At 56.1% G+C, this 20,174-nt stretch carries 17 protein-coding genes; 6 read left to right on the top strand and 11 right to left on the bottom strand.

The annotated features are described in order from the left end of the window. Nucleotides 1-4: 4 nt before the first annotated feature. The 5 genes from alaS to J7G73_RS07600 all read right to left on the bottom strand — a co-directional run bounded on the left by alaS (nucleotide 5) and on the right by J7G73_RS07600 (nucleotide 8,155). The gene (gene alaS / locus J7G73_RS07580; RefSeq protein ID WP_291245811.1) at nucleotides 5-2,674 is read right to left on the bottom strand and encodes an alanine--tRNA ligase; all 2,670 of its coding nucleotides are present in this window, start codon (nucleotides 2,672-2,674) and stop codon (nucleotides 5-7) included. 353 nt (nucleotides 2,675-3,027) lie between these two features. Next, nucleotides 3,028-4,704: a penicillin-binding protein 2 gene (locus J7G73_RS07585; RefSeq protein WP_291245812.1), complete on the bottom strand. Its 1,677-nt coding sequence runs from the start codon at nucleotides 4,702-4,704 to the stop codon at nucleotides 3,028-3,030. A gap of 169 nt (nucleotides 4,705-4,873) precedes the next feature. Next, nucleotides 4,874-6,505 (bottom strand): chaperonin GroEL, encoded by a 1,632-nt coding sequence (gene groL, locus J7G73_RS07590; protein ID WP_087293431.1) that lies wholly within the window; start codon nucleotides 6,503-6,505, stop codon nucleotides 4,874-4,876. A 74-nt stretch (nucleotides 6,506-6,579) separates the two neighbouring features. Continuing rightward, nucleotides 6,580-6,867, bottom strand: a complete 288-nt coding sequence (groES, locus tag J7G73_RS07595) for a co-chaperone GroES (protein ID WP_058963032.1) — start codon at nucleotides 6,865-6,867, stop codon at nucleotides 6,580-6,582. Between the two features lie 319 nt (nucleotides 6,868-7,186). Next, the gene (locus tag J7G73_RS07600; RefSeq protein ID WP_291245813.1) at nucleotides 7,187-8,155 is read right to left on the bottom strand and encodes a diacylglycerol kinase family protein; all 969 of its coding nucleotides are present in this window, start codon (nucleotides 8,153-8,155) and stop codon (nucleotides 7,187-7,189) included. Between the two features lie 171 nt (nucleotides 8,156-8,326). Here J7G73_RS07600 and J7G73_RS07605 point away from each other — a divergent pair, with 171 nt between their 5' ends. Then, the gene (locus J7G73_RS07605; protein WP_291245814.1) at nucleotides 8,327-8,878 is read left to right on the top strand and encodes a DUF421 domain-containing protein; all 552 of its coding nucleotides are present in this window, start codon (nucleotides 8,327-8,329) and stop codon (nucleotides 8,876-8,878) included. Here the strand turns inward: J7G73_RS07605 and J7G73_RS07610 are convergent. Both J7G73_RS07610 and J7G73_RS07615 read right to left on the bottom strand, forming a co-directional pair. Continuing rightward, on the bottom strand, nucleotides 8,871-9,410 hold the full coding sequence (locus tag J7G73_RS07610) for an NADH peroxidase (protein ID WP_058963037.1): 540 nt from the start codon (nucleotides 9,408-9,410) through the stop codon (nucleotides 8,871-8,873). The two genes, J7G73_RS07605 and J7G73_RS07610, sit on opposite strands and share 8 nt — an antisense overlap. A gap of 141 nt (nucleotides 9,411-9,551) precedes the next feature. Beyond that, nucleotides 9,552-10,082: a Gx transporter family protein gene (locus tag J7G73_RS07615; protein WP_291245815.1), complete on the bottom strand. Its 531-nt coding sequence runs from the start codon at nucleotides 10,080-10,082 to the stop codon at nucleotides 9,552-9,554. Nucleotides 10,083-10,296: 214 nt separating this feature from the next. On the opposite strand from J7G73_RS07615, the gene J7G73_RS07620 reads away from it, so the two are divergent. From J7G73_RS07620 to J7G73_RS07640, 5 genes are all read left to right on the top strand, one after another. Further along, a complete protein-coding gene (locus J7G73_RS07620) occupies nucleotides 10,297-10,782 on the top strand; it encodes a DUF4358 domain-containing protein (protein WP_291245816.1) in 486 nt (161 codons plus the stop codon). Between the two features lie 78 nt (nucleotides 10,783-10,860). After that, complete coding sequence (locus J7G73_RS07625) at nucleotides 10,861-12,288, top strand: MBOAT family O-acyltransferase (protein WP_291245817.1); 1,428 nt, start codon at nucleotides 10,861-10,863, stop codon at nucleotides 12,286-12,288. Nucleotides 12,289-12,301: 13 nt separating this feature from the next. Beyond that, a complete protein-coding gene (locus J7G73_RS07630; protein WP_291245818.1) occupies nucleotides 12,302-13,459 on the top strand; it encodes a DHHW family protein in 1,158 nt (385 codons plus the stop codon). A 128-nt stretch (nucleotides 13,460-13,587) separates the two neighbouring features. Continuing rightward, the gene (locus J7G73_RS07635) at nucleotides 13,588-14,265 is read left to right on the top strand and encodes a response regulator transcription factor (RefSeq protein ID WP_087184392.1); all 678 of its coding nucleotides are present in this window, start codon (nucleotides 13,588-13,590) and stop codon (nucleotides 14,263-14,265) included. Next, entirely contained in the window at nucleotides 14,262-15,938 is a 1,677-nt protein-coding gene (locus J7G73_RS07640; RefSeq protein ID WP_291245819.1) for an ATP-binding protein, read from the top strand. The genes J7G73_RS07635 and J7G73_RS07640 overlap by 4 nt, the downstream gene beginning before the upstream one ends. A gap of 76 nt (nucleotides 15,939-16,014) precedes the next feature. Here J7G73_RS07640 and J7G73_RS07645 read toward each other — a convergent pair whose 3' ends face one another. From J7G73_RS07645 to J7G73_RS07660, 4 genes are all read right to left on the bottom strand, one after another. Next, nucleotides 16,015-17,907, bottom strand: a complete 1,893-nt coding sequence (locus J7G73_RS07645) for an ABC-F family ATP-binding cassette domain-containing protein (RefSeq protein WP_291245820.1) — start codon at nucleotides 17,905-17,907, stop codon at nucleotides 16,015-16,017. A 31-nt stretch (nucleotides 17,908-17,938) separates the two neighbouring features. Further along, nucleotides 17,939-18,886 (bottom strand): alpha/beta hydrolase, encoded by a 948-nt coding sequence (locus J7G73_RS07650; protein WP_291245821.1) that lies wholly within the window; start codon nucleotides 18,884-18,886, stop codon nucleotides 17,939-17,941. Continuing rightward, the gene (locus J7G73_RS07655; RefSeq protein ID WP_087293409.1) at nucleotides 18,852-19,592 is read right to left on the bottom strand and encodes a YjjG family noncanonical pyrimidine nucleotidase; all 741 of its coding nucleotides are present in this window, start codon (nucleotides 19,590-19,592) and stop codon (nucleotides 18,852-18,854) included. Before J7G73_RS07655 ends, J7G73_RS07650 begins: the two co-directional genes overlap by 35 nt. A gap of 158 nt (nucleotides 19,593-19,750) precedes the next feature. Then, nucleotides 19,751-20,026: a hypothetical protein gene (locus J7G73_RS07660; protein ID WP_291243547.1), complete on the bottom strand. Its 276-nt coding sequence runs from the start codon at nucleotides 20,024-20,026 to the stop codon at nucleotides 19,751-19,753. Nucleotides 20,027-20,174 lie beyond the last annotated feature (148 nt).

A 20,174-nucleotide genomic window follows, 5' to 3' on the forward strand; every position in this document is an offset into this window, starting at 1 on the left:
GGGATCAGCCCTCCAGGATGCCCTTCACAATACCGGCGACAGCGTTCAGAGCCTCGTCGATCTTGTTCTCGTCCTTCAGACCAGCCATGGCGAAGTCGGGCTTACCGCCGCCGTTGCCGCCGGCAATGACCGCGATCTGCTTGACCAGAACGCCGGCCTTCAGGCCTGCGTCCAGAGCGCCCTTGCCGCAGGAAACAGCCAGAGTGATCTTGCCATCGGTGGAGCCCACCAGAGCAGCCACGGTGTTGGAAGCCTTGTCGCGCACCTTTTCCGCCATGCTGCGCAGCGCCTCGGGAGCAGTGCCGGAGAAGTAAGCAGTCAGGATCTTGATGCCGTTCACATCCTCGGCAGCCTCAAACAGGCCGTCGATCTTGCTGGCAGCGGCGGCAGCCTTGGCGGCATCCAGCTCCTTGCTCAGAGCCTTCACTTCGCTGGCCACAGCCACAGCGCGCAGGGGCAGATCCTTCATGTTATTGACCTTCAGCGCGTCTGCTACCTTGTGCAGCATCCCGGTGCGCTCGTCCAGCAGGTTCAGCACGCCGTAGCCGGTGGTGCCTTCAATACGGCGGATGCCGGCAGCTACGCTGGATTCGCTCAGGATCTTGAAGCAGCCCAGCTGAGCGGTATTCTTCACATGAGTACCGCCGCAGAACTCGGTGGACCAGCCATTTACGTCTACAACACGGACCACGTCGCCGTACTTCTCGCCAAACAGAGCCATGGCACCCATCTTCTTGGCCTCTGCAATGGGCAGGTTCTGGATGTTCACATCCAAAGCCTCGAAGATCTTCTGGTTTACGATATGCTCCACCAGAGCCAGCTCCTCGGGAGTCACAGCACTGAAATGGGTGAAGTCGAAGCGCACGCGCTCGTCGTCCTCGTAGGAACCGGCTTGATGCACGTGGCTGCCCAGCACCTCGCGCAGAGCCTTCTGCAGCAGGTGGGCACTGGTGTGATTGCGGGCGATGGACATCCGGCGGCCCTTGGACACAGCGGCGGTCACACTGTCGCCCACCTTCACGGTGCCCTCCACCAGGGTGCAGGTGTGCACGAAGTAGCCCTTGCCGGTCTTCTTCACGTCCTTCACTTCCAGGCGGGCTCCATCAGCGGTCACGATGGAGCCGGTGTCGGCCACCTGTCCGCCGCTCTCAGCGTAGAAGGGAGTCTGATCCAGAACCACCAGAACGCCTTCCTTGGCGCCCTCATCGGTGGAGATGGCATTCTCCAGCTCCTCACCGTCAGACAGAGCCATCACCTGGCCCTTGTCCTCCAGCTTCTCGTAGCCGGTGAACACAGTGGCGGGCACGGTCAGCTCGCTGAACAGGTCGGAATCCCAGCCGGAGATGCCGCGGGACAGACGGTCCTTACGAGCTTTCTCCTTCTGCTTCTTCATCTCAGAGTGGAAGTTCTCCTCATCCACGATGATGCCGGCCTCGGCAGCGATCTCGCGGGTCAGATCCAGGGGGAAGCCGAAGGTGTCGTTCAGCTTGAAGGCGTCGATACCGGAGAGGATCTTCTCCTTGCCGGCCACGGCGGCCTTGGTGATGTTGTCGATCAGGTTGTTCAGGATCGCCATGCCCTGGTCGATGGTTTTGTAGAAGCGCTCTTCCTCGGTACCGATGACCTTCTTGATGTAGTCGGCATGCTCCTCCAGCTCGGGGTAGCCGGCCTTGTTCTCATGGATAACAGTATCCACCAGCTCGGTCAGGAAGGGGCGGGTGATGCCCAGCATCCGGCCGTGACGGGCGGCGCGGCGCAGCAGGCGGCGCAGCACGTAGCCGCGGCCCTCGTTGGAGGGCATGATGCCGTCGCTCACCATGAAGGTGGTGGAGCGGATGTGGTCGGTGATCACGCGGATGGAGATGTCGGTCTTGGCATCCTCGCCATAGGTCTTGCCGCTGATCTTCTCCACATGGTTCAGGATAGCGCGAACGGTGTCAACCTCGAACAGGTTGCCCACGCCCTGCATCACGCAGGCCAGACGCTCCAGACCCATGCCGGTATCGATGTTGGGGCGCTCCAGGCGGGTGTAGTTACCCTTGCCGTCGGAGTCGAACTGGCTGAACACCAGGTTCCAGACCTCCATGTAGCGGTCGCAGTCGCAGCCAACCTTGCAGTCGGGCTTGCCGCAGCCGTGCTCGGGGCCGCGGTCAAAGTAGATCTCACTGCAGGGGCCGCAGGGGCCGGAGCCGTGCTCCCAGAAGTTGTCTTCCTTGCCGAAGCGAACCATGTGGTCCTCAGCAATGCCGATGTCCTTGGTCCAGATGTCCCAGGCCTCGTCGTCGTCCTCGTAAACCGAGATGTACAGCAGCTCAGCGGGGATCTCCAGAACCTTGGTCAGGAACTCCCAGGCCCAGGCAGTGGCTTCCTTCTTGAAGTAATCCTGGAAGCTGAAGTTGCCCAGCATCTCGAAGTAGGTGCCGTGACGGGCAGTGATGCCCACGCGCTCGATATCCGGGGTACGGATGCACTTCTGGCAGGTGGTCACCCGATGACGGGGAGGCTCCTCCTGACCCAGGAACCACTTCTTCATGGGGGCCATGCCGCTGTTGATCAGCAGCAGGCTGTTGTCGTTCTTCGGTACCAGGGGGAAGCTGTCCAGCCGCAGGTGGCCCTTGCTCTCGAAAAACGAAAGATACTTTTCACGCAGTTCATTCAAACCGGTCCATTGCATCGTTCATAACTCCTCTACATGTGTTGTGTACAAAACGTCTGATCAGATAATTGCTCGATCGCCGGAGAAAAAAGAATAGCCCTCGCCCCCAAACAGGGACGAAGGCTATAAAACTCTCCGTGGTACCACCCAGATTGTGGCTTCGATGCTTCGAAACCACCGCTTTTCGCGCGTTAACGCCGCGTTACGCCCAATTCATCACCGGGGGCTCAAGGGTGGCATGGGGCGGGAGTATAAGCAGAGATCTTGCACCGAATGATCTCCTCTCTGTGGCTATCTGCCCGCCATTGGCCCTATCACAGCCATTATCATAATCATTTACTTTACAAGTATAGCGCGTGCCGTACCGCTTGTCAACTGTCGGCGGTGGATTTTGCCTGTTCTTCTTTCAGCTGCTCCTGCTGTTCAAAGATCTGTGCACGGGTCTCCTCGCTTTGCAGCCAGAACAATCCATCGCATACCTGGGCAAAAATGGCAGCGGAGCTTGTTTCCGGTTCCGGCGTGCCGTCCTGCAGTACCACGATGGTATACAGTGGGTCCTCTGCCGGATAAAAACCCGCAAACCAATAGTTCATCTCTTCCCTGCCCTCTTCATCGAACACGGCAGTTTGGGCGGTTCCGGTTTTGCCAGCGGCTGTGCCGTTTTGCGGGGCAGCCTGTGCACCGATGCCCTCATTCACCACTCCGGCCAGCATGTCGCACAGTGTTTCGGCGGTGGATGTGCTCACCACCTGACGGGTATCCGGCTGATACAGCTGGCGGACCATCTCGCCGGTGGTCTCATCGATCACCGCTTCCAGAAAGCTGGGGCTGCGGTAGACTCCGTCGGCCGCAAGAGCATTGTAGGCAGCGGCCAGTTGGACCGGCGCGGCCATCAGCTGGCCCTGGCCGAAGCTGAAGTTTGCCAGCTGGCCCAGATCTTCCAACGTTTCCTCCTCTGGCACCACTCCCTCGGCGCTTTTCAGCCCACCTGCCAGATAGACCGTCTGCCCGAAGCCGAATTGCCGGGCCAGTTCTGCCACGCGGCTGCCGCCCAGCTGCATACCCAGATCAATGAAAAAGCAGTTGCAGCTTTTTTCCAGTGCTCCGCGGATGTTCATCAGCCCGTGGGCTCGGTCCAGGGCACAGTGGTAGTCGTGATCGCTGATGGTAATCACACCCTCGCACTCCATGCTGTACCAGCCGATGCCCCGCTCCAGTGCAGCGGCAGCCAGGATCGGCTTGAACACAGACCCCACATTGTATTGGCATAGTACCCGATTCAAAAACGGCGAGTTCTCGTTTTGCAGACTGGCCTGAATGTTCTCCGGGTCGAATTCCGGCATGCTTACACTGGCACGGACCTTTGCGGTGGCCACATCCAGGACCAATATACAGCCGGTACTCATGGATGTTTGAGCAATGGCCTCGCACACCCGTTGGGTGGCGGTATCCAGGGTAAGCATCACCCCCTGCCCTTCCTCCTGTTGCTCTAGCAGTTGGGGTTCGCTGCCTGCAAGCAATGAACCCTGTGCTGTGGTCACACACTGCACCTCGCGGGCGGACCGGCCACTGGTGAGCAACTCGTCAAACGCCTGCTCCAGACCAGCCACGCCGCTGCCATCCCCATTTAAATAACCGATCAGGTGCTCCGCTAGGGGCAGCGGGCAATAGCGGTTGGGTACGGAATAGGTATAGATTCCCTGATCGGTAAGATCCCGGTCCACCTGAACCAGAAAAGGAGCCAGTGCATTTCGTTTTTCATAGAGATAGGCCTGTTCGCTGTAGGGGACGTATTGAAACAGTTCCGCGTAGCTGCTCTCTCCCGGGATGGACAATGCATAATACTGCTGCCCGTACCCGGTCAAAGGCGTTCCGTTGCAGTCATATAAGTTGCCCCGGCTGTTTTCCAGCGTGAGCGTGGTCACTGTTTGCGCCTGTGCCGTCCGGGCGTACTCCCGGTTTTGCGCCAGCAGATATAGCCTGCCCATTACTACGGAAAAAGCCAGGAGCATTGCACCAAACAGTGCAGCAAGACGTTTCTGCGTCATTCTCTCCACCTCCGCTTTCAGTTTGGGCAGATGAATCGGAGTTCATTCCGTGGAGCACCGAAAAACACCGAACCGGGCCCGCTCGGCAGAAAGCTGCTTTACGCAAAAAGGCCTGCATGCGCATTGCATGCAGGCCTTTGCTGTTTGGGTTATGGGGTTATGGTATGGCTTAGTACATGCCGCCCATACCGCCCATGTCGGGAGCGGGCGCAGCAGCAGGCTGCTCGGGCTCGTCGGCAACCAGGCTCTCAGTGGTCAGAACCATGGAAGCAACGCTGGCGGCGTTCTCCAGAGCGGAACGGGTCACCTTGGTGGGATCAACGATGCCGGCCTCGATCATGTCGCAGTACTGCTCCTTCTGAGCATCGAAGCCGTAGTTGGACTTGCCGGAGCTCAGGATCTTGTCGATGATGACGCTGCCCTCCAGACCGGCGTTCTGAGCGATCTGGCGCAGAGGAGCTTCCAAAGCCTTCAGAACGATGCGGGCACCGGTGCGCTCGTCGCCTTCCAGCTCGTCGCATACCTTCTGCACAGCGGGGATGGCGTTGATGGCAGCAGTGCCGCCGCCGGCCACGATGCCCTCTTCCACAGCAGCCTTGGTGGCGTTCAGAGCGTCCTCAATGCGCAGCTTCTTGTCCTTCATTTCCACTTCGGTGGCAGCGCCCACGCGGATCACGGCAACACCGCCGGCCAGCTTGGCCAGACGCTCCTGCAGTTTCTCGCGGTCGAAATCGCTGGTGGAGCTTTCCATCTGGGCACGGATCTGGTTCACGCGCTCCTTGATCAGCTCCTTGGCACCGGCGCCATCCACGATGGTGGTGTTCTCCTTGGTCACCTTGACCTGACGGGCACGGCCCAGCATGTCAACGGTGGTCTCCTTCAGGTCGTAGCCCAGCTCTTCGCTGATGACCTGGCCGCCGGTCAGGATGGCGATATCCTGCAGCATCTCCTTGCGGCGATCGCCGAAGCCAGGAGCCTTAACGGCCACGCAGGTGAAGGTGCCGCGCAGACGGTTCACGATCAGGGTGGACAGAGCCTCGCCCTCAATATCCTCAGCGATGATGACCAGCTTTTTGCCGCTCTGTACGATCTGCTCCAGCAGGGGCAGCAGGTCCTGGATCACGCTGATCTTCTTGTCGGTGATCAGGATGTAGGCGTCATCGATCACGGCCTCCATCTTCTCGGTGTCGGTCACCATGTAGGGGGTGATGTAGCCACGGTCGAACTGCATGCCTTCCACGACCTCGGAGTAGGTCTCGGCGGTCTTGCTCTCTTCGATGGTGATCACGCCATCAGCAGTTACCTTCTCCATAGCCTCGGCGATCAGCTCGCCAACGGTGGCGTCATCAGCGGAAACGGTGGCAACACGGGCGATGTCCTTGGAGCCGTTTACCTTCTGGCTGTTGGCAGCAAAAGCGGAAACAGCAGCCTTCACAGCCTTCTGCATGCCGCGCTTTACATCCATAGGGTTGGCGCCGGCAGCAACGTTCTTCATGCCCTCGTGTACCAGAGCCTGGGCCAGAACGGTGGCGGTGGTGGTGCCGTCGCCAGCGATGTCGTTGGTCTTGGTGGCAACTTCACGAACCAGCTGAGCACCCATGTTCTCGAACACGTCCTTCAGCTCGATCTCCTTGGCGATGGTTACACCGTCATTGGTGATCACGGGGCTGCCGAACTTCTTGCCCAGCACCACGTTGCGGCCCTTGGGACCCATGGTGATGCGGACGGTGTCAGCCAGGGTATCAATACCAGCGGAAAGGGCCTTGCGGGCAGCCTCGCCATGCAGAATTTGTTTTGCCATAATGAATCTCTCCTTTTATTGCGGGATGCGCAGCGCGCATTCGATCAGTCAGTTTTGAAAACGGAGGATGGAAATTACTCCTCCACGATGGCCAAGATGTCGCTCTGGCGCACGATGGTGCATTCCTCGCCGTCCACCTTCACCTCGGTGCCGGAGTACTTGCTGGTGAGGACCTTATCGCCTACCTTGACGATCATCTCCACTTCCTTGCCGTCTACCATGCCGCCGGGGCCAACTGCCAGCACCTCGGCCACCTGGGGCTTTTCCTTGGCGGAACCGGCCAGGATGATGCCGCTCTTGGTGGTTTCTTCGGCTTCAACGGTCTTGATCACAACGCGATCTGCAAGAGGCTTGATTTTCATGGAAGATATCCTCCTATTCAAAAATAAATTTAATGATAACAAAAATTTGTTTAGCACTCATTCTACCTGAGTGCTAATGTATATTTTAGTCGCTCTTCCCGGAAAAATCAAGTGGATAAATAAAAAATTTTTTGTGAACAAACCATGATTTTACCTGCTTGATCTCTTTGTTCTGCGTTCTGCAAGCTTTTTCGGCACACTTCCTTTTCTTTGTTAGCAATATCGACATCTGCTTTGCTGCTTGGTTTTGCTTTTTGTTTCGCACAAAGAAAAGGCTGCGGGCCGAAATCCTCTGATTCCTTCCCACTGCCTTTTTCATTTAATTATGGGCAGCATCTCTGCGCAGCGCGGGCAGCTCCGCATTCAGTACGGAACGCGGCAGCACGATTTGTACCGCGGCAGGCAGCACATGGGCCTGCAGGCTGGTATACGGGGCACATTCCCCGTCCCTTGTCACGACGATGGGATTGCCATCCAGGGTGTCCAGCTGCAGGCGACGCACTTTTCTTGCCAGTATAATATCGCGGTAGGCCGGAGCGACCTGGTCACCCTGCATGTGCAGGCCTTTCTGGTAGTCGCCGATCAGGCGGGCAATCTGCAGCCGACCGATCTTTCGCACCAGAACCAGGTCCAGCAGGCCATCGTTCATGCAGGCCTGCGGCGCAGCCCAAAAGCCGCCTCCATAGGTGGAGCCGTTGCAGAGAGCCAGCATCAAGAAGTCGCCGGTAATGGTCTCGTCATCCGCGCAGATTCGCAGCCGGTGACCCAGAGGCCCGCTGACCGCCTGCAATATGGAGAGTTTATAAGCCATGGAGCCACCGCACAGAGGAATCCGTCGGAACTTCGGGATTCCGTAGGCAACCTGGGCGTCCAGACCGGCAGAGCAGATGGCGGCTGCCAGACCCTGATCAGTCTCGATCAGATCCATGGTAACCGCTTCGCCCTGAATCAGGTTTTCCAGATCCAGAAACGACGCGCTGCCCCCGAAATTGCGCACAAAGTCGTTGCCGCTGCCGCAGGGAACGCAAGCCACCAGGGCATTTTTATAACCGTAAGCACCCCGCAGTACCTCATTTAGAGTCCCATCGCCTCCGCAAGCATACAGACGAACAGACTCCCCTGATTCTGCCTGCTGCCGTGCCAGCTCCACTCCATGACCAGGCCGCTCAGTCAGAAGGATCTCGTACTCCACTCCTTGCCGAGCTGCCGCCTGAATGATCTTGGGAACCAGCACTCCGCTGGCGTCCGCTTTGCCGGAAACGGGATTTACAATAAAAACATGCCGCAACGGCTATGCCCTCCTGTCAGCGCGCTGCCGCGCACTTTGATATGATGGACCTATTATACATAATTCAGCCAGATTCGCCAAGCCTTGCTTTTCATGAATAAATCACAGAGGATTTGTTCATCCTTACAACAGGATACCGCGGCCGCCTTGCCGCAAGAAAGGCCGGATATTATGCAGATCTATAGCGAAGTTGGAAAAATCGCCATCACAAGCCTGGTTTCCATCGTAGTCTTGTTTGGCCTGTGCAAGCTGGTGGGGCAGCGTCAGATTGGCCAGATGAGTCTGTTTGATTACGTAACCAGCATCACCATCGGGTCCATTGCCGCGGAGCTGGCCACCGATCTGGAGGCCTGGTGGCAGCCGCTAACCGCCACGGTGGTTTACGGAATTGCTGCTCTGTGCATTGATTGGTTCACCTGCAAATCCATCGCCCTGCGTCGCTTTTTCAATGGACGTCCGGTGGTGCTTTATCAAAACGGGAGGCTTTATCCCAAAAACCTGCTGCGTGCCCGACTGGATCTGAACGAGTTTTTGAGCCAATGCCGAGTGGCCGGTTATTTTGACCTGAACCAGCTGGAATCCGCCGTTCTGGAAACCAACGGGCAGATCAGCTTCCTTCCCTCCTCACAATTTCGTCCAGTCACGCCGTCGGATCTTCAGCTTTCTCCGCAGCCGGAAGGGCTTTGGGTGTATTCGGTCAGTAACCGGGAACCAATTACTTGAAGTAACGGTTCAGCAGGCCCTGCATGCCGCGGCCGTGACGAGCCTCGTCCTTAGCCATCTCGTGAACGGTGTCGTGGATAGCATCCAGGCCCAGCTCCTTAGCCTTCTTGGCCAGGTCCATCTTGCCGGAGCAAGCGCCGCACTCAGCGTCAACACGCATCTGCAGGTTCTTCTGGGTACTGTCGGTCAGAACCTCGCCCAGCAGCTCAGCGAACTTGGCAGCATGCTCAGCCTCTTCGAAAGCGTAGCGCTTCCAGGCCTCAGCGATCTCGGGGTAACCCTCGCGATCAGCAACGCGGCTCATAGCCAGGTACATGCCAACCTCGCTGCACTCACCGTTGAAGTTCATGCGCAGGCCCTCGATGATCTCCTCGGGAACGCCCTCCTTGGCAATGCCAACCACGTGCTCGGTCACGTAGGTGTTCTCGGTCTTCTCAACGAACTTATCCTTGGGAGCCTTGCAAACGGGGCAGAAATCGGGAGCAGCGCCCTCGGCGATGTAACCACATACGGTGCAAACAAACTTGGACATAGTATTCATCCTCCAATATTTTAAATTTCAGCTCATTGACTCAGAAGCGGCTCGTAAATAGGAACCGTTCTTTGTTATAGCTAAAGTATAGCATCAAAGTATAGTTTCGTCAAGCACTATTTTCAGATTATTTTGAAAAAATTACAATTTCTTAATATTAAAGCCCATCCGGCCCAGTGCAGGCAGCAAAGCAGACAGACTGGAGCTGGTCACAAGCCCCATGGCAAGGCCGGAAACGATGAGCACTGGGGCGTAGGTCAGGGCCAATGTGCTGCTGAGCACAATGCTGGCACCGATGAGCTGCCCGATGTTGTGGGCCAGAGCTCCGCAGACCGAAAGAATAAAATAGGTGATGTGCTTGCCGAACAAACGGAACAGCACCCACATGATCAGCAGAGACAGCAATCCCCCGCACAGTGACAAAAACCCGGCCACCACGCCGCGGGTAAGCATGACAAAGAAGGACTTCAGCAGTGCCAGGCTCAGTGCCTGCTTTGCCCCCATGAAAAACAGCGCATACATAACCACGATGTTGGCCAGACCAATCTTTACACCGGGCATAAGGCCCAGCATGGGGGCAATGGCGGATTCCGCAAAGGAAAGCGCCATCGCCAAAGCGAACAGAAGGCCGGACAGCGCAATCTGTCTTGTTTTGTTTTGCGAAGAACGCATGAATTCAAACTCTCCTTATAATATAGTGCCTGTTTGAGGCGATAACAATCCAGTTTGATTGTAAAATGCCCGGGCGGTTCTGTCAAGCGCATCCGCTTATGGCCCCGGTGAATAAAGTGTAAATTTTCTGTCAATGCTACCGGTACAGCTTGCATTTCCATTTAATATAGTATAAAATCAATTACATAACTTTCCAGGAAAGGAAGAAGAATCTATGAAAAAACTCATCGCGATTGCTCTGTCTGCCGCTGTTTTCGCTCTTGGGCTGGTCGGCTGTGGCGGCCAGGCAAGCAGCAGCAAAGCATATAACCTGAACGACATCGTTACCGCCGTGGAAAGCGCAAACCCCGTTGCCAATCCCCGCGATGTGGACGACAACTTCATTACTCTGGACATGATGCTTGACAAGAATGACATCGAAGAATACGCCGGCAAGGTTTCCAACGATCAGGCCGACAGCGCTCTGATTGTTGCCGTGAAGGCTGTGGAAGGCAAGGGCGACGCGGTCAAGAGCGATATGGAAGCCTACAAGACCAGCATCTCCACCGGCGGCCTGTATGCAGAGTTTGCCGATAAGGAAGCCGCTGCCAAGGATGCCCGTATCGTTCAGCAGGGCGACTACGTTGTGATGGTGGTTGCCAACACCAACGGTGCAGATTACAGTGCCATCGACACCGCTCTGGATGAAGCACTGAAATAATCCCCCACCAAGACAATGCTTTTGGCCGGTACCACCAGACGGCGGTACCGGCCTTTTTTGTAAAGGAGTGTCGCAAGCTTGCTGTTCAGTACCATTCTGTTTTTATTCCGCTTTCTGCCGATCACACTGGCGCTGTACTACATTGCCCCCTACAAGCTGAAAAACCTGGCTCTGTTTGTTTGCAGCCTGGTGTTCTATTCCTGGGGCGAGGTACGCTTCTTCCCGGTGATGGTCGTGCTGATCCTCATCAACTACTTCTCCGGCCTTGCAATTGAACGATTCGATCATTCAGACAAGATGCGCCGGGTCTTTCTGATTATTTCCATTGTGGGCAGCCTGTCCATGCTGGTGTTTTTCAAATACACCAACTTCATCATCGGCACCATCAATGCGGTTACCGGGCTTTCCATCGGCATGGTGGAAGCAGCCACCGTGCTGCCCCTGGGCATCAGCTTCTATACCTTCCAGACCATGAGCTACTCCATCGACGTATACCGTCGGGATGTGCAGGCTGAGCACAACATCATTGATTTCGGTGCATATGTGGTTATGTTCCCCCAGCTGATTGCCGGTCCCATCGTGAAATACCGGGATGTGGCCGCGCAGCTTCACGTGTACAAGGACCGCTACCGCCTCAAGCAGATCGAAGAGGGCATCTGCCTGTTTGTATTCGGCCTGGCGAAAAAGGTCCTGATTGCGGATACCGTAAGCAAGCTGTGGTATGATATCATCGGCACCTACAACGATCAGCATGTTCTTACCTCGGCTGGTGTGGGTTTGGCGAATGCGAGCACCCCGCTGGTCTGGCTGGGTCTGCTGGCCTATTCCCTGCAGCTGTATTTTGACTTCTCCGGCTACTCGCTGATGGGCATCGGTATGGGCAAGATGCTGGGCTTCGATTTCCCCATGAACTTTAACATGCCCTACATCGCCCGCAGCATTACCGATTTCTGGCGGCGCTGGCACATGACTCTGTCCGGCTGGTTCCGGGAATATGTGTACATCCCCCTGGGCGGCAATCGCCGGGGCCTGAAGCGCCAGATCTTCAATATGTTCGTGGTCTGGACTTTGACCGGCATCTGGCATGGTGCCGACTGGAACTTTATTTTCTGGGGCATTTATTACTTCATTCTGCTGGCCATCGAGAAAATCTTCCTTTTGAAAAAGCTCCAGACCGGGCGTATCTGGCCTCACATTTATACCCTGCTGCTGGTGGCTGTGGGGTGGGCGCTGTTCGTGGGTAACGAGGACGGCGTGGGCCTGGCTCTGCTGATGCAGAAGCTGTTCATTCCCTCCGGCGGTGTTTCCTGCCTGTATTTTCTGCGCAATTACGGCGTACTGCTGGTGGTGGCGATCATTTGCTGCACTCCGGTGCCCCTGCGCATCTACGACTGGCTGAAAAAGCATACGGTACTCAAGATCGTTGTAGTATTCGCCCTGCTGCTGATGTGCATCGCCTATATTGTGGCATCCACCAACAGCCCGTTCCTGTATTTCCGTTTCTAAGGGAGGGGATCGCATGAAAGAAAAATTGAAAGAGCTGAAGCAGTATCCCCTGTTGGTGCTGTTTTTCCTGTTTATTTTCTGCTTTATGATTGCTGACGGGCTCTGGCCCAAGCGTGCGGAATCCGAGCTGGAGCGTCGGCCGCTTGCTCAATTCCCTGACTTCAGCTTCTCCAGCCTGGTGAAAAATGAATGGACCGCCAAATACGGTGAGTACACCAAGGATCAGGTGATCGTGCGCGACAGCTGGCTGAAGGCTCAGAGCCTGTGCGAAAGCCTGCTGTTCCAGAAGGAAGAGATTGGCGGCGCGATGATCGGCAAAAACGACGCGCTGTTTACCAAGATGTTCGCTCTGACCCCCACCGAGGAAAAACTGTTACAGAAGAACACCACGCTGGTGCAGCAGTTCATCGAAAAATTCCCCGGTCAGGTCACGTTCCTGCTGGCTCCCTCCTCCAGTGTAATCAACGCTGAGGAGCTGCCTGCCAACACCCCCATGCTGGACGAAAACGCCCGCTTGGATACAATCTTCTCCACCGTGGGCGAGGCCAACAGTCTGGATCTGCGGGAGCCTTTTACCGCGGCCAAGGACGATGTGCAGCTGTATTACGACACCGACCATCACTGGACCAGCTACGGCGCCTATCTTGCCTATCAGCAGTTCTGTCAGATGCGTGGTCTTACCCCCATGGAGGTAAGCGAGAGCGACTACACCACCGTGCCCGGCTTCTATGGCACCAGCTATTCCAAGGCGCTGTACTGGAAGAGCAAACCGGATACCATCGCGTATCGGGACCTGCCCAACGCCATGACCGTATGGAATGTTTCTCCCACCTTTGAGCTGACCGAGAACTTCACCGCCACCATGTATGATAAGTCCAAGCTGGAGACAGGCGACAAGTATGCCATGTTCCTGTATGGCAACAACGGCTACTCCACCATTGAAGGCGACGGTGAAGGCAGCATTCTGGTGGTGAAGGACAGCTACGCCAACAGTTTCATTCCCTATCTGACTGCAAATTATGCCCGCATCGGCGTAATTGATCCCCGTGGTTTTGGCCTGAGTGTGGCGGACTTTGCCCAGCAGGAAGGCTACGATGAGGTACTGCTGCTGTTCAACTTCCAGTCCTTCAAGGAAAGCACATTCCTGAGCTGCCTGAATATTCCTAATTAATTTTATCGAAAACGGAGGAGCATTGTGCTCCTCCGTTTTTACGTAGTTTTTACATTGAACTAGTGAAAAGCGCGAGCAGATGTTTTATACTTAAAATGAGCAACGATTTTAAGGAGGCCTTGAACCCTATGATTTATATTCTGGAAGATGACAACAGCATTCGTGAGCTGGTTACCTATACGCTGAATCGTTCCGGCTACGAAGCCAAGGGCTTTGACCTGCCATCGCTGTTCTGGGCAGAGATGGAAAAGCAGATGCCGGATCTGCTGCTGCTGGATATCATGCTGCCGGAAGAGGACGGCATTCATATTCTGAAGCGTCTGCGAGCCAACTCCACCACAAGCCAACTGCCGGTGATTATGCTCACGGCCAAGGGCAGTGAGTACGACCGGGTGACCGGCCTGGACAGCGGTGCCGACGACTATATTCCGAAGCCTTTCGGCATGATGGAGCTGGTGGCCCGGGTGAACGCTCTGCTGCGCCGTGCCAAGCCTCAGACCGCTCCGGACGAGTATCAAGTGGGTGAAATTCAGCTCTTCCCTGCCCGCCATCAGGTGCTTGTGAACAAAGAAGAAATCTCGCTGACTCACAAGGAGTTTGAACTGCTCAGCGTTCTGATGCAGCAACCCGGCATTGTATTCACCCGGGAAAAGCTGCTCAATCAGATCTGGGGCTACACCTTCGAGGCGGAAAGCCGCACAGTGGACGTACATATCCGGACTCTGCGCCAGAAGCTGGGCGAATGCGGCAGCTACATTGAGACCGTGCGCGGGACCGGATATCGGATTCGGGAGAATGGCGTATGACAAAACGGCTTTTCAGCGCCATCCTTACTGTTACCCTCTCCACCCTTCTGGTGGGCATGATCATCCTGATCGCCATTCTGATGCCCTATTTTGAGCAGCAGTTGGCCACTGAGCTTACCACTGAACTGGGATATCTTTCCCGCGGGGTATCCCAATTTGGGGAAGATTTCCTTTCCACCATCGACCCGGGAAGCAGTCGGATCACCTTGATCGACGCCGACGGTACGGTTTTGTATGACAGTTCCCTGGACGCTTCCACGCTGGAAAATCACGCAGACCGGGAAGAGGTAAAGCAGGCGCTTGCGACCGGCAGCGGCGAAAGCGTGCGTTATTCCACCACTCTGCAGGAAAAGACACTCTATCGGGCACTGTTGCTGCCCAGCGGTGATGTGCTGCGCATTGCCTGTACCCATTATTCCAGCATGGGCATTTTCCTGCTGCTGATTCAGCCCATCCTTTTGATTCTGACCTTCGGCGCGGTGCTTTCGGCAGTGATCTCCTACAAGGTATCTCACCGGCTGACCCGCCCGTTGAACGAAATTGATCTGGAGCACCCTCAGGTGCCGGAGGACTACGAGGAACTCACTCCTCTTCTGCGCCGGTTAAACCATCAGAACCGGCAGATCAAGGCACAGCTGATGGAGCTGGGCGAACAGCAGGAGCGCTTCGCCTCCATTACTGAAAATATGAAAGAGGGTTTTCTGGTGCTGGACCGCACCGGTACGGTGCTTTCCCATAACACCAGCGCTGGGCAGCTGCTTCATGCAGAAGCACCTCTGATGGGCCGGGATATGACCCATAGCCCCATTGAAGAGCTGAACAGCGCCATTCGGGATGCTCTGGAGGGTCAGCACACTGAAACACTGATTCCTCTGTTCGGCCGGATGTGTCAGCTGTTTGCCAACCCGGTCTACCAGCAGGACCAGCTTACCGGTACGGTAATTGTACTACTGGATGTGACCGAAAAGCAGGAACGTGAGACGCTTCGCCGGGAGTTCAGTGCTAATGTTTCCCACGAGCTGAAAACACCGCTGACCTCCATCTCCGGCATTGCAGAAATCATGAAAAGCGGCCTGATTGATCCCAACGATGTGCCCCACTTTGCTGGGAAGATTTACGACGAATCCCAGCGGCTGATTCATCTAGTGGGTGATATCATCAAGCTGTCGCAGCTGGACGAAAACTCCATTCCCTATACTGCCGCTCCGGTGGATCTGCTGGAGCTGGCGCAGAACACCCGCATCCAGCTGGAAAATCCCGCTGCAAAACAGCAGGTAACGCTGCAGGTGGAGGGCGAACCGGTGGTGATTGAGGGCGTGCTTCCGGTGCTGGATGAGATGCTGTTCAACCTGTGCGACAACGCCATCAAATACAACAAGCCAGGCGGTCATGTATGGGTGAGCGTAAAGCGCACACCGGATGGTCCCGCCATTGCGGTAAAGGATGATGGCATTGGCATCCCCGCAGAAGACCACGAGCGCGTATTTGAACGGTTCTACCGTGTGGACAAGAGCCATTCCAAGGCCATTGGCGGCACTGGTTTGGGACTTTCCATCGTAAAGCACAGTGCGGCCTATCACAACGCCCGCATCGAACTGGAAAGTGCTCCGGGCAAAGGTACCTGCATCCGCCTGATCTTCCCTCCCGGACGGGAAATCCATAGCCAGACTTGAAAACAAACGTAAAAAGGCTCACGGCATATCTGCCGTGAGCCTTTTTCATCTTATGGTTTTCTAGAAGCGGAATGGCTTACTCGGTCTGTTCATACTGCTCCTGTTCTTCCAGCAGCTTTTCCCACTCGTCGAACAGTTCCTGCTGATGAAAGCGGCTGTCTTCCAGCTCGTCGCATTTATCCCGCAGCAGAACATGGTCGCGCAATACCTCGGGGCTGGCGATCTCGTTTTCCAGTTCCACAATGTGTGCGCCCAGAGTTTCGATCTCGTCCTCCACTGCTTTGATACGGGTACGCAGCTCCGCTTTGCGGCGGCGCTGCTCTTTGCCATAAGCCGCTTTGCCTGCGGGCGCCTTCTCTTTCTCCTCCCTGGGAGCGGCGGCTGCCGGGTCTTCCCGGTGCATCATCCGCTCGTAGCTGGGATAAAGGGTGGCGTTTCCATCCTCCACATACAGGATGGGGCATTCCAGACTGTTCATCAGATACCGGTCATGGGTGATGAGCAGCAATGTGCCCTCATAAGCCATCAGCGCCTGGGTCAGGCTTTCGCGGGTGTAGATGTCCAGATGGTTGGTGGGCTCGTCCAGGAACAGCAGGTTGGGCCGCTCCAGCACGATCTCAGAAAAGCGCAGACGGGCCAGCTCGCCGCCGGACAGGGCGCTGCAGCTTTTGAACACCTCTTCGCCCCGGAATCCGAAGCGGGCCAGATGATTGCGCACCTCCAGCTCGGTAAAACGGGGCCATTTATCCCAGATGGCATCGATCACACGGCCGCCCCGGCGCATCTGCTGCTGCTCAAAGATGCTGGCCTTTGCGCCCACACCCAGTCGCACCATGCCGCCGGAGGGCTTGCGTTTGCCGTCCAGCACCTGCATCAGGGTAGATTTGCCCGCGCCGTTGGGACCAGCGATTACCAGCCGCTCGCCACGCAGCACCTGCAGATCAAAGGGATGCAGCAGTACCCGCTCACCAATCTTTACGCTCAGATTCTTGATGGTAAGCAGCTCTTTGTAGGGAGTAACATCGAATTCAAATTTGAAGTTCAGCTGCTGGGGCCCGCTGCGGGGCTTTTCGGTGATCTCCATCTTTTCCAGCTGCTTGCGGCGACTCTGAGCCATCTTTGTGGTGGAAGCACGCACAAGATTCCGGGCAATGTAGTCCTCCAGCTTTTGCGCCTTGGCCACATCGGCATCGTGCTGCTTCTGCTGCAATGCTACCGCTGCCTCCTTCTGGGGCAGGTAGGCGGAGTAATTGCCCTTATAGCTGGTGAGCTGATGGTCCTCTACTTCCCAGATCCGGGTACATACCGAGTCCAGGAAGTAACGGTCGTGGCTGACCACCAGCACTGCACCGGAATAGGCCTTCAGATATTCCTCCAGCCATTCCATGGTGGCAAAATCCAGATGGTTGGTAGGCTCGTCCAGAATCAGAAGATCCGGCCGCTGCAGCAGAAGCTTTGCCAGTCGCAGGCGGGTGTGCTCACCGCCGGAGAGCACCGCCACGCCTTTGGTGTAGGTTTCGGGGCCAAAGGCCATACCACTGAGAACCTTCTTGATCTGGATATCCATATGATAGCCATCCGCCGCGTCGATCACTGCCGAAAGCTCCGCATGCTTTGCAAGCAGCTGTTCGTCGCCAGGGTTCTTTTCCAGCTTGTTTTCCAGCACCTGCATCTGTTCCATGGCGCTGAGCACCGGCGCAAATGCGCTGCGCATCTCACCATATACATCCAGGGTTGGGTCCAGCTTGCTGTTCTGTTCCAGGTAGCCCAGAGTTACCCCGCGGCTGATCTGGTACTCGCCTTCGTCGGGCTGGTACTCGCCGCAAAGCACCTTGAGCAGGGTAGTTTTACCGGCACCGTTTTCGCCTACGATGCCAATGCGCTCACCCTTTTCCACTGTGGCGTTGATGGCGTGCAGGACAACGGCGTCGCCAAAGCTTTTTCCTAAATTTTGTAACGATATGAGCATATGATTCCTTATTACTCTTAACTACTCTTGTTTATTCCTTCCGTTCCAGGCTCTTTTCTGCCCAGGCCAACAGATCCTGATAGACCTGTTGGCGATTTGTTTCGTTCAGCATCTCGTGACGGCCGCCCGGATACAGTGTAAGGCGAACATCCTTTACACCCGCTTGCCGCAGCATTTCTGCCACCTTTTTCACACCTTTGCCGTAGTCACCCACCGGGTCCATGTCGCCGGAGAAGAGCCAGATGGGCAGATCCCGGCGAATTTTTTGTGCCCATTGCAGGTTGCTCACCTGCTTCAAGGTGGAAAACAGCTCATGAAAGGCGCTTACCGTAAACACGAAGGTGCATTTAGGGTCTGCGCTGTAGCGGTCCACGATCTGTTCATCCCGGCTGATCCAGTCGTAGGGGGTACGGGGCTTCGGCACCTTTTTTAGATAGGTACCGAAGGCCAATTTGTTCACCAGCTTTGATGTAAAGGTATGACCCTTTACAGAAGAAATCCAGCCACTGATGCCGATTCCTGCATTCACCAGCGGGTTTGGTCCGCCGGTTCCGCTGATGATCAGTGCGTCCATTGCGTCCGGATACTCTGCGGCGAACCATCGGGCGAAGAAACTGCCCATGCTGTGCCCCAGAAGGATCAACGGAAGATCCGGGTACTTTTTGCGGGTGAGCAGGTTCATGGTGTGCAGGTCACGCAGCACATAAAAGCGCCCGTCCTTCTCGCCAAAATATCCGTCAATGCCCTCTTCCCCGCTGGTTTTTCCGTGGCCCAAGTGGTCGTTGCCGCATATCACAAAGCCATGCTGTGCCATAAATTCGGCAAATTCCCGGTAGCGCTCGATGTGTTCACACATGCCGTGGCTGATTTGCAGGATTGCCTTGGGGGCGATATCCGGCATGGTGTAGATGTATCCGGCGATGGTGTCTTTGCCGTTGCTGGATTTAAAACTGATGCTTTCGGTTTTTAAGTCCGACATTTTGCAGCTCATCCTCCTCCATTACAATGGAATACAGCTCCTGCCAATTATGGATGGTATAAGTAGGCTTATTGCCCTCTTCCGGTTCCGGCTGCTGGTGGAAGTTGCACCAGCAGGTGGCCAGCCCGGCATTCTGGCCTCCCTTGATGTCCGCGCTCAGGCTGTCGCCCACCACCAGGACCCGGTCCCGATGCTCGATGCCCAAAGCACGAATGGCCTGCTCAAAGAAACGGCGATTGGGCTTTTCCACGCCCATCTTCTCGGAGACGAACACCTCGTCCATATAGGACTCCAGGCCGGAATCCCGCAGGCGGCTGGCCTGTACTTTGGCCACGCCGTTGGAAGCAATGGCCAGGGTTGCCACTTCAGAAAGCTCACGCACAGCTTCCAGGGCGCCCGGAATCAGATCCGGATGACTGCCCAGACGATCCAGATAATAGGCGCTCATTTCGGCAGCAGAGCCTTTTCGCTCCAGCTTTTTCAAAAGGCGTGCAAATCGCTCCACCACCAGCTTGTCCCGCTTGATCTGGCCCTTCTCCAGCGCGGCCCAAAGCTCCTTGTTAATCTCCACATAGAGCATCTCGGTCTCGTGATCGCTGGGCAGTTCAAAATGCTCCAGCGTCTCCTGGATTGCCTTGTGCTCCGCTGCCTCAAAGTCCAGCAGCGTGCCGTCCATATCCAACAACAAACAATAATAATGTGCCATGGGTCGTTTTCTCCCTTTATAAAATTCGGTCTGCTGCCCTGCCGCGCGCGGCGGGCTGCCGATGTATCGTACCTTTTATTATCCCTTATTCTAACCGCTTCGTCAAGCAATACACATCAAAAGGGCAGAGCCAGGCTCTGCCCTTTTGATACATTCTGTTACAGCTGGACCACCGGGTAATCCTCTCCGTTTTCTTCTGTCACACACTCATCAACCGGAGGTTCCTCCACCGGCTGACAGGTACGGCAATCTTCGCGGCACCTGCAGGAAGGATTCTCCACCGGCTGACAGGTGCGGCAGGTTCTGCAACAACCGCAGGAGGGGGGTTCCTCGCTTCCCCAATCAAAATCGTAATCGTCCACGCTGCCGTCGGTCACGTTCTCGGCGCCGGTGTTCCAGGCGTCGATGATGCTAATGTCAAAACAACTGGCCATGCTACAAAGCACCTCCCCTTTTTTCGCCATTGTATGCGGCGGGGGCTTACTTTGTGCATGGAGGCAAGCGGGTCAGTAATCGAACTCGCCCTTCACAGTGCGCTGGAACAGGCGGGGCAGCGCATCCTTGGCACTGCAGCCCTCATAC

The sequence above is a fragment of the Allofournierella sp. genome (genome assembly GCF_017889395.1).
Classification (GTDB): domain Bacteria; phylum Bacillota; class Clostridia; order Oscillospirales; family Ruminococcaceae; genus Allofournierella.

What these genes read in the sequence shown, in the direction of transcription:
- J7G73_RS07630 (WP_291245818.1), top strand. Translation starts at nt 12,302, where the DNA reads ATGAAAGAAAAATTGAAAGAGCTGAAGCAGTATCCCCTGTTGGTGCTG.
- groES (WP_058963032.1), bottom strand. Translation starts at nt 6,867, where the DNA reads ATGAAAATCAAGCCTCTTGCAGATCGCGTTGTGATCAAGACCGTTGAA.
- J7G73_RS07605 (WP_291245814.1), top strand. Translation starts at nt 8,327, where the DNA reads ATGCAGATCTATAGCGAAGTTGGAAAAATCGCCATCACAAGCCTGGTT.
- alaS (WP_291245811.1), bottom strand. Translation starts at nt 2,674, where the DNA reads ATGCAATGGACCGGTTTGAATGAACTGCGTGAAAAGTATCTTTCGTTT.
- J7G73_RS07620 (WP_291245816.1), top strand. Translation starts at nt 10,297, where the DNA reads ATGAAAAAACTCATCGCGATTGCTCTGTCTGCCGCTGTTTTCGCTCTT.
- J7G73_RS07640 (WP_291245819.1), top strand. Translation starts at nt 14,262, where the DNA reads ATGACAAAACGGCTTTTCAGCGCCATCCTTACTGTTACCCTCTCCACC.
- J7G73_RS07650 (WP_291245821.1), bottom strand. Translation starts at nt 18,886, where the DNA reads ATGTCGGACTTAAAAACCGAAAGCATCAGTTTTAAATCCAGCAACGGC.
- J7G73_RS07655 (WP_087293409.1), bottom strand. Translation starts at nt 19,592, where the DNA reads ATGGCACATTATTATTGTTTGTTGTTGGATATGGACGGCACGCTGCTG.
- J7G73_RS07615 (WP_291245815.1), bottom strand. Translation starts at nt 10,082, where the DNA reads ATGCGTTCTTCGCAAAACAAAACAAGACAGATTGCGCTGTCCGGCCTT.
- J7G73_RS07610 (WP_058963037.1), bottom strand. Translation starts at nt 9,410, where the DNA reads ATGTCCAAGTTTGTTTGCACCGTATGTGGTTACATCGCCGAGGGCGCT.
- J7G73_RS07660 (WP_291243547.1), bottom strand. Translation starts at nt 20,026, where the DNA reads ATGGCCAGTTGTTTTGACATTAGCATCATCGACGCCTGGAACACCGGC.
- J7G73_RS07645 (WP_291245820.1), bottom strand. Translation starts at nt 17,907, where the DNA reads ATGCTCATATCGTTACAAAATTTAGGAAAAAGCTTTGGCGACGCCGTT.
- J7G73_RS07585 (WP_291245812.1), bottom strand. Translation starts at nt 4,704, where the DNA reads ATGACGCAGAAACGTCTTGCTGCACTGTTTGGTGCAATGCTCCTGGCT.
- groL (WP_087293431.1), bottom strand. Translation starts at nt 6,505, where the DNA reads ATGGCAAAACAAATTCTGCATGGCGAGGCTGCCCGCAAGGCCCTTTCC.
- J7G73_RS07635 (WP_087184392.1), top strand. Translation starts at nt 13,588, where the DNA reads ATGATTTATATTCTGGAAGATGACAACAGCATTCGTGAGCTGGTTACC.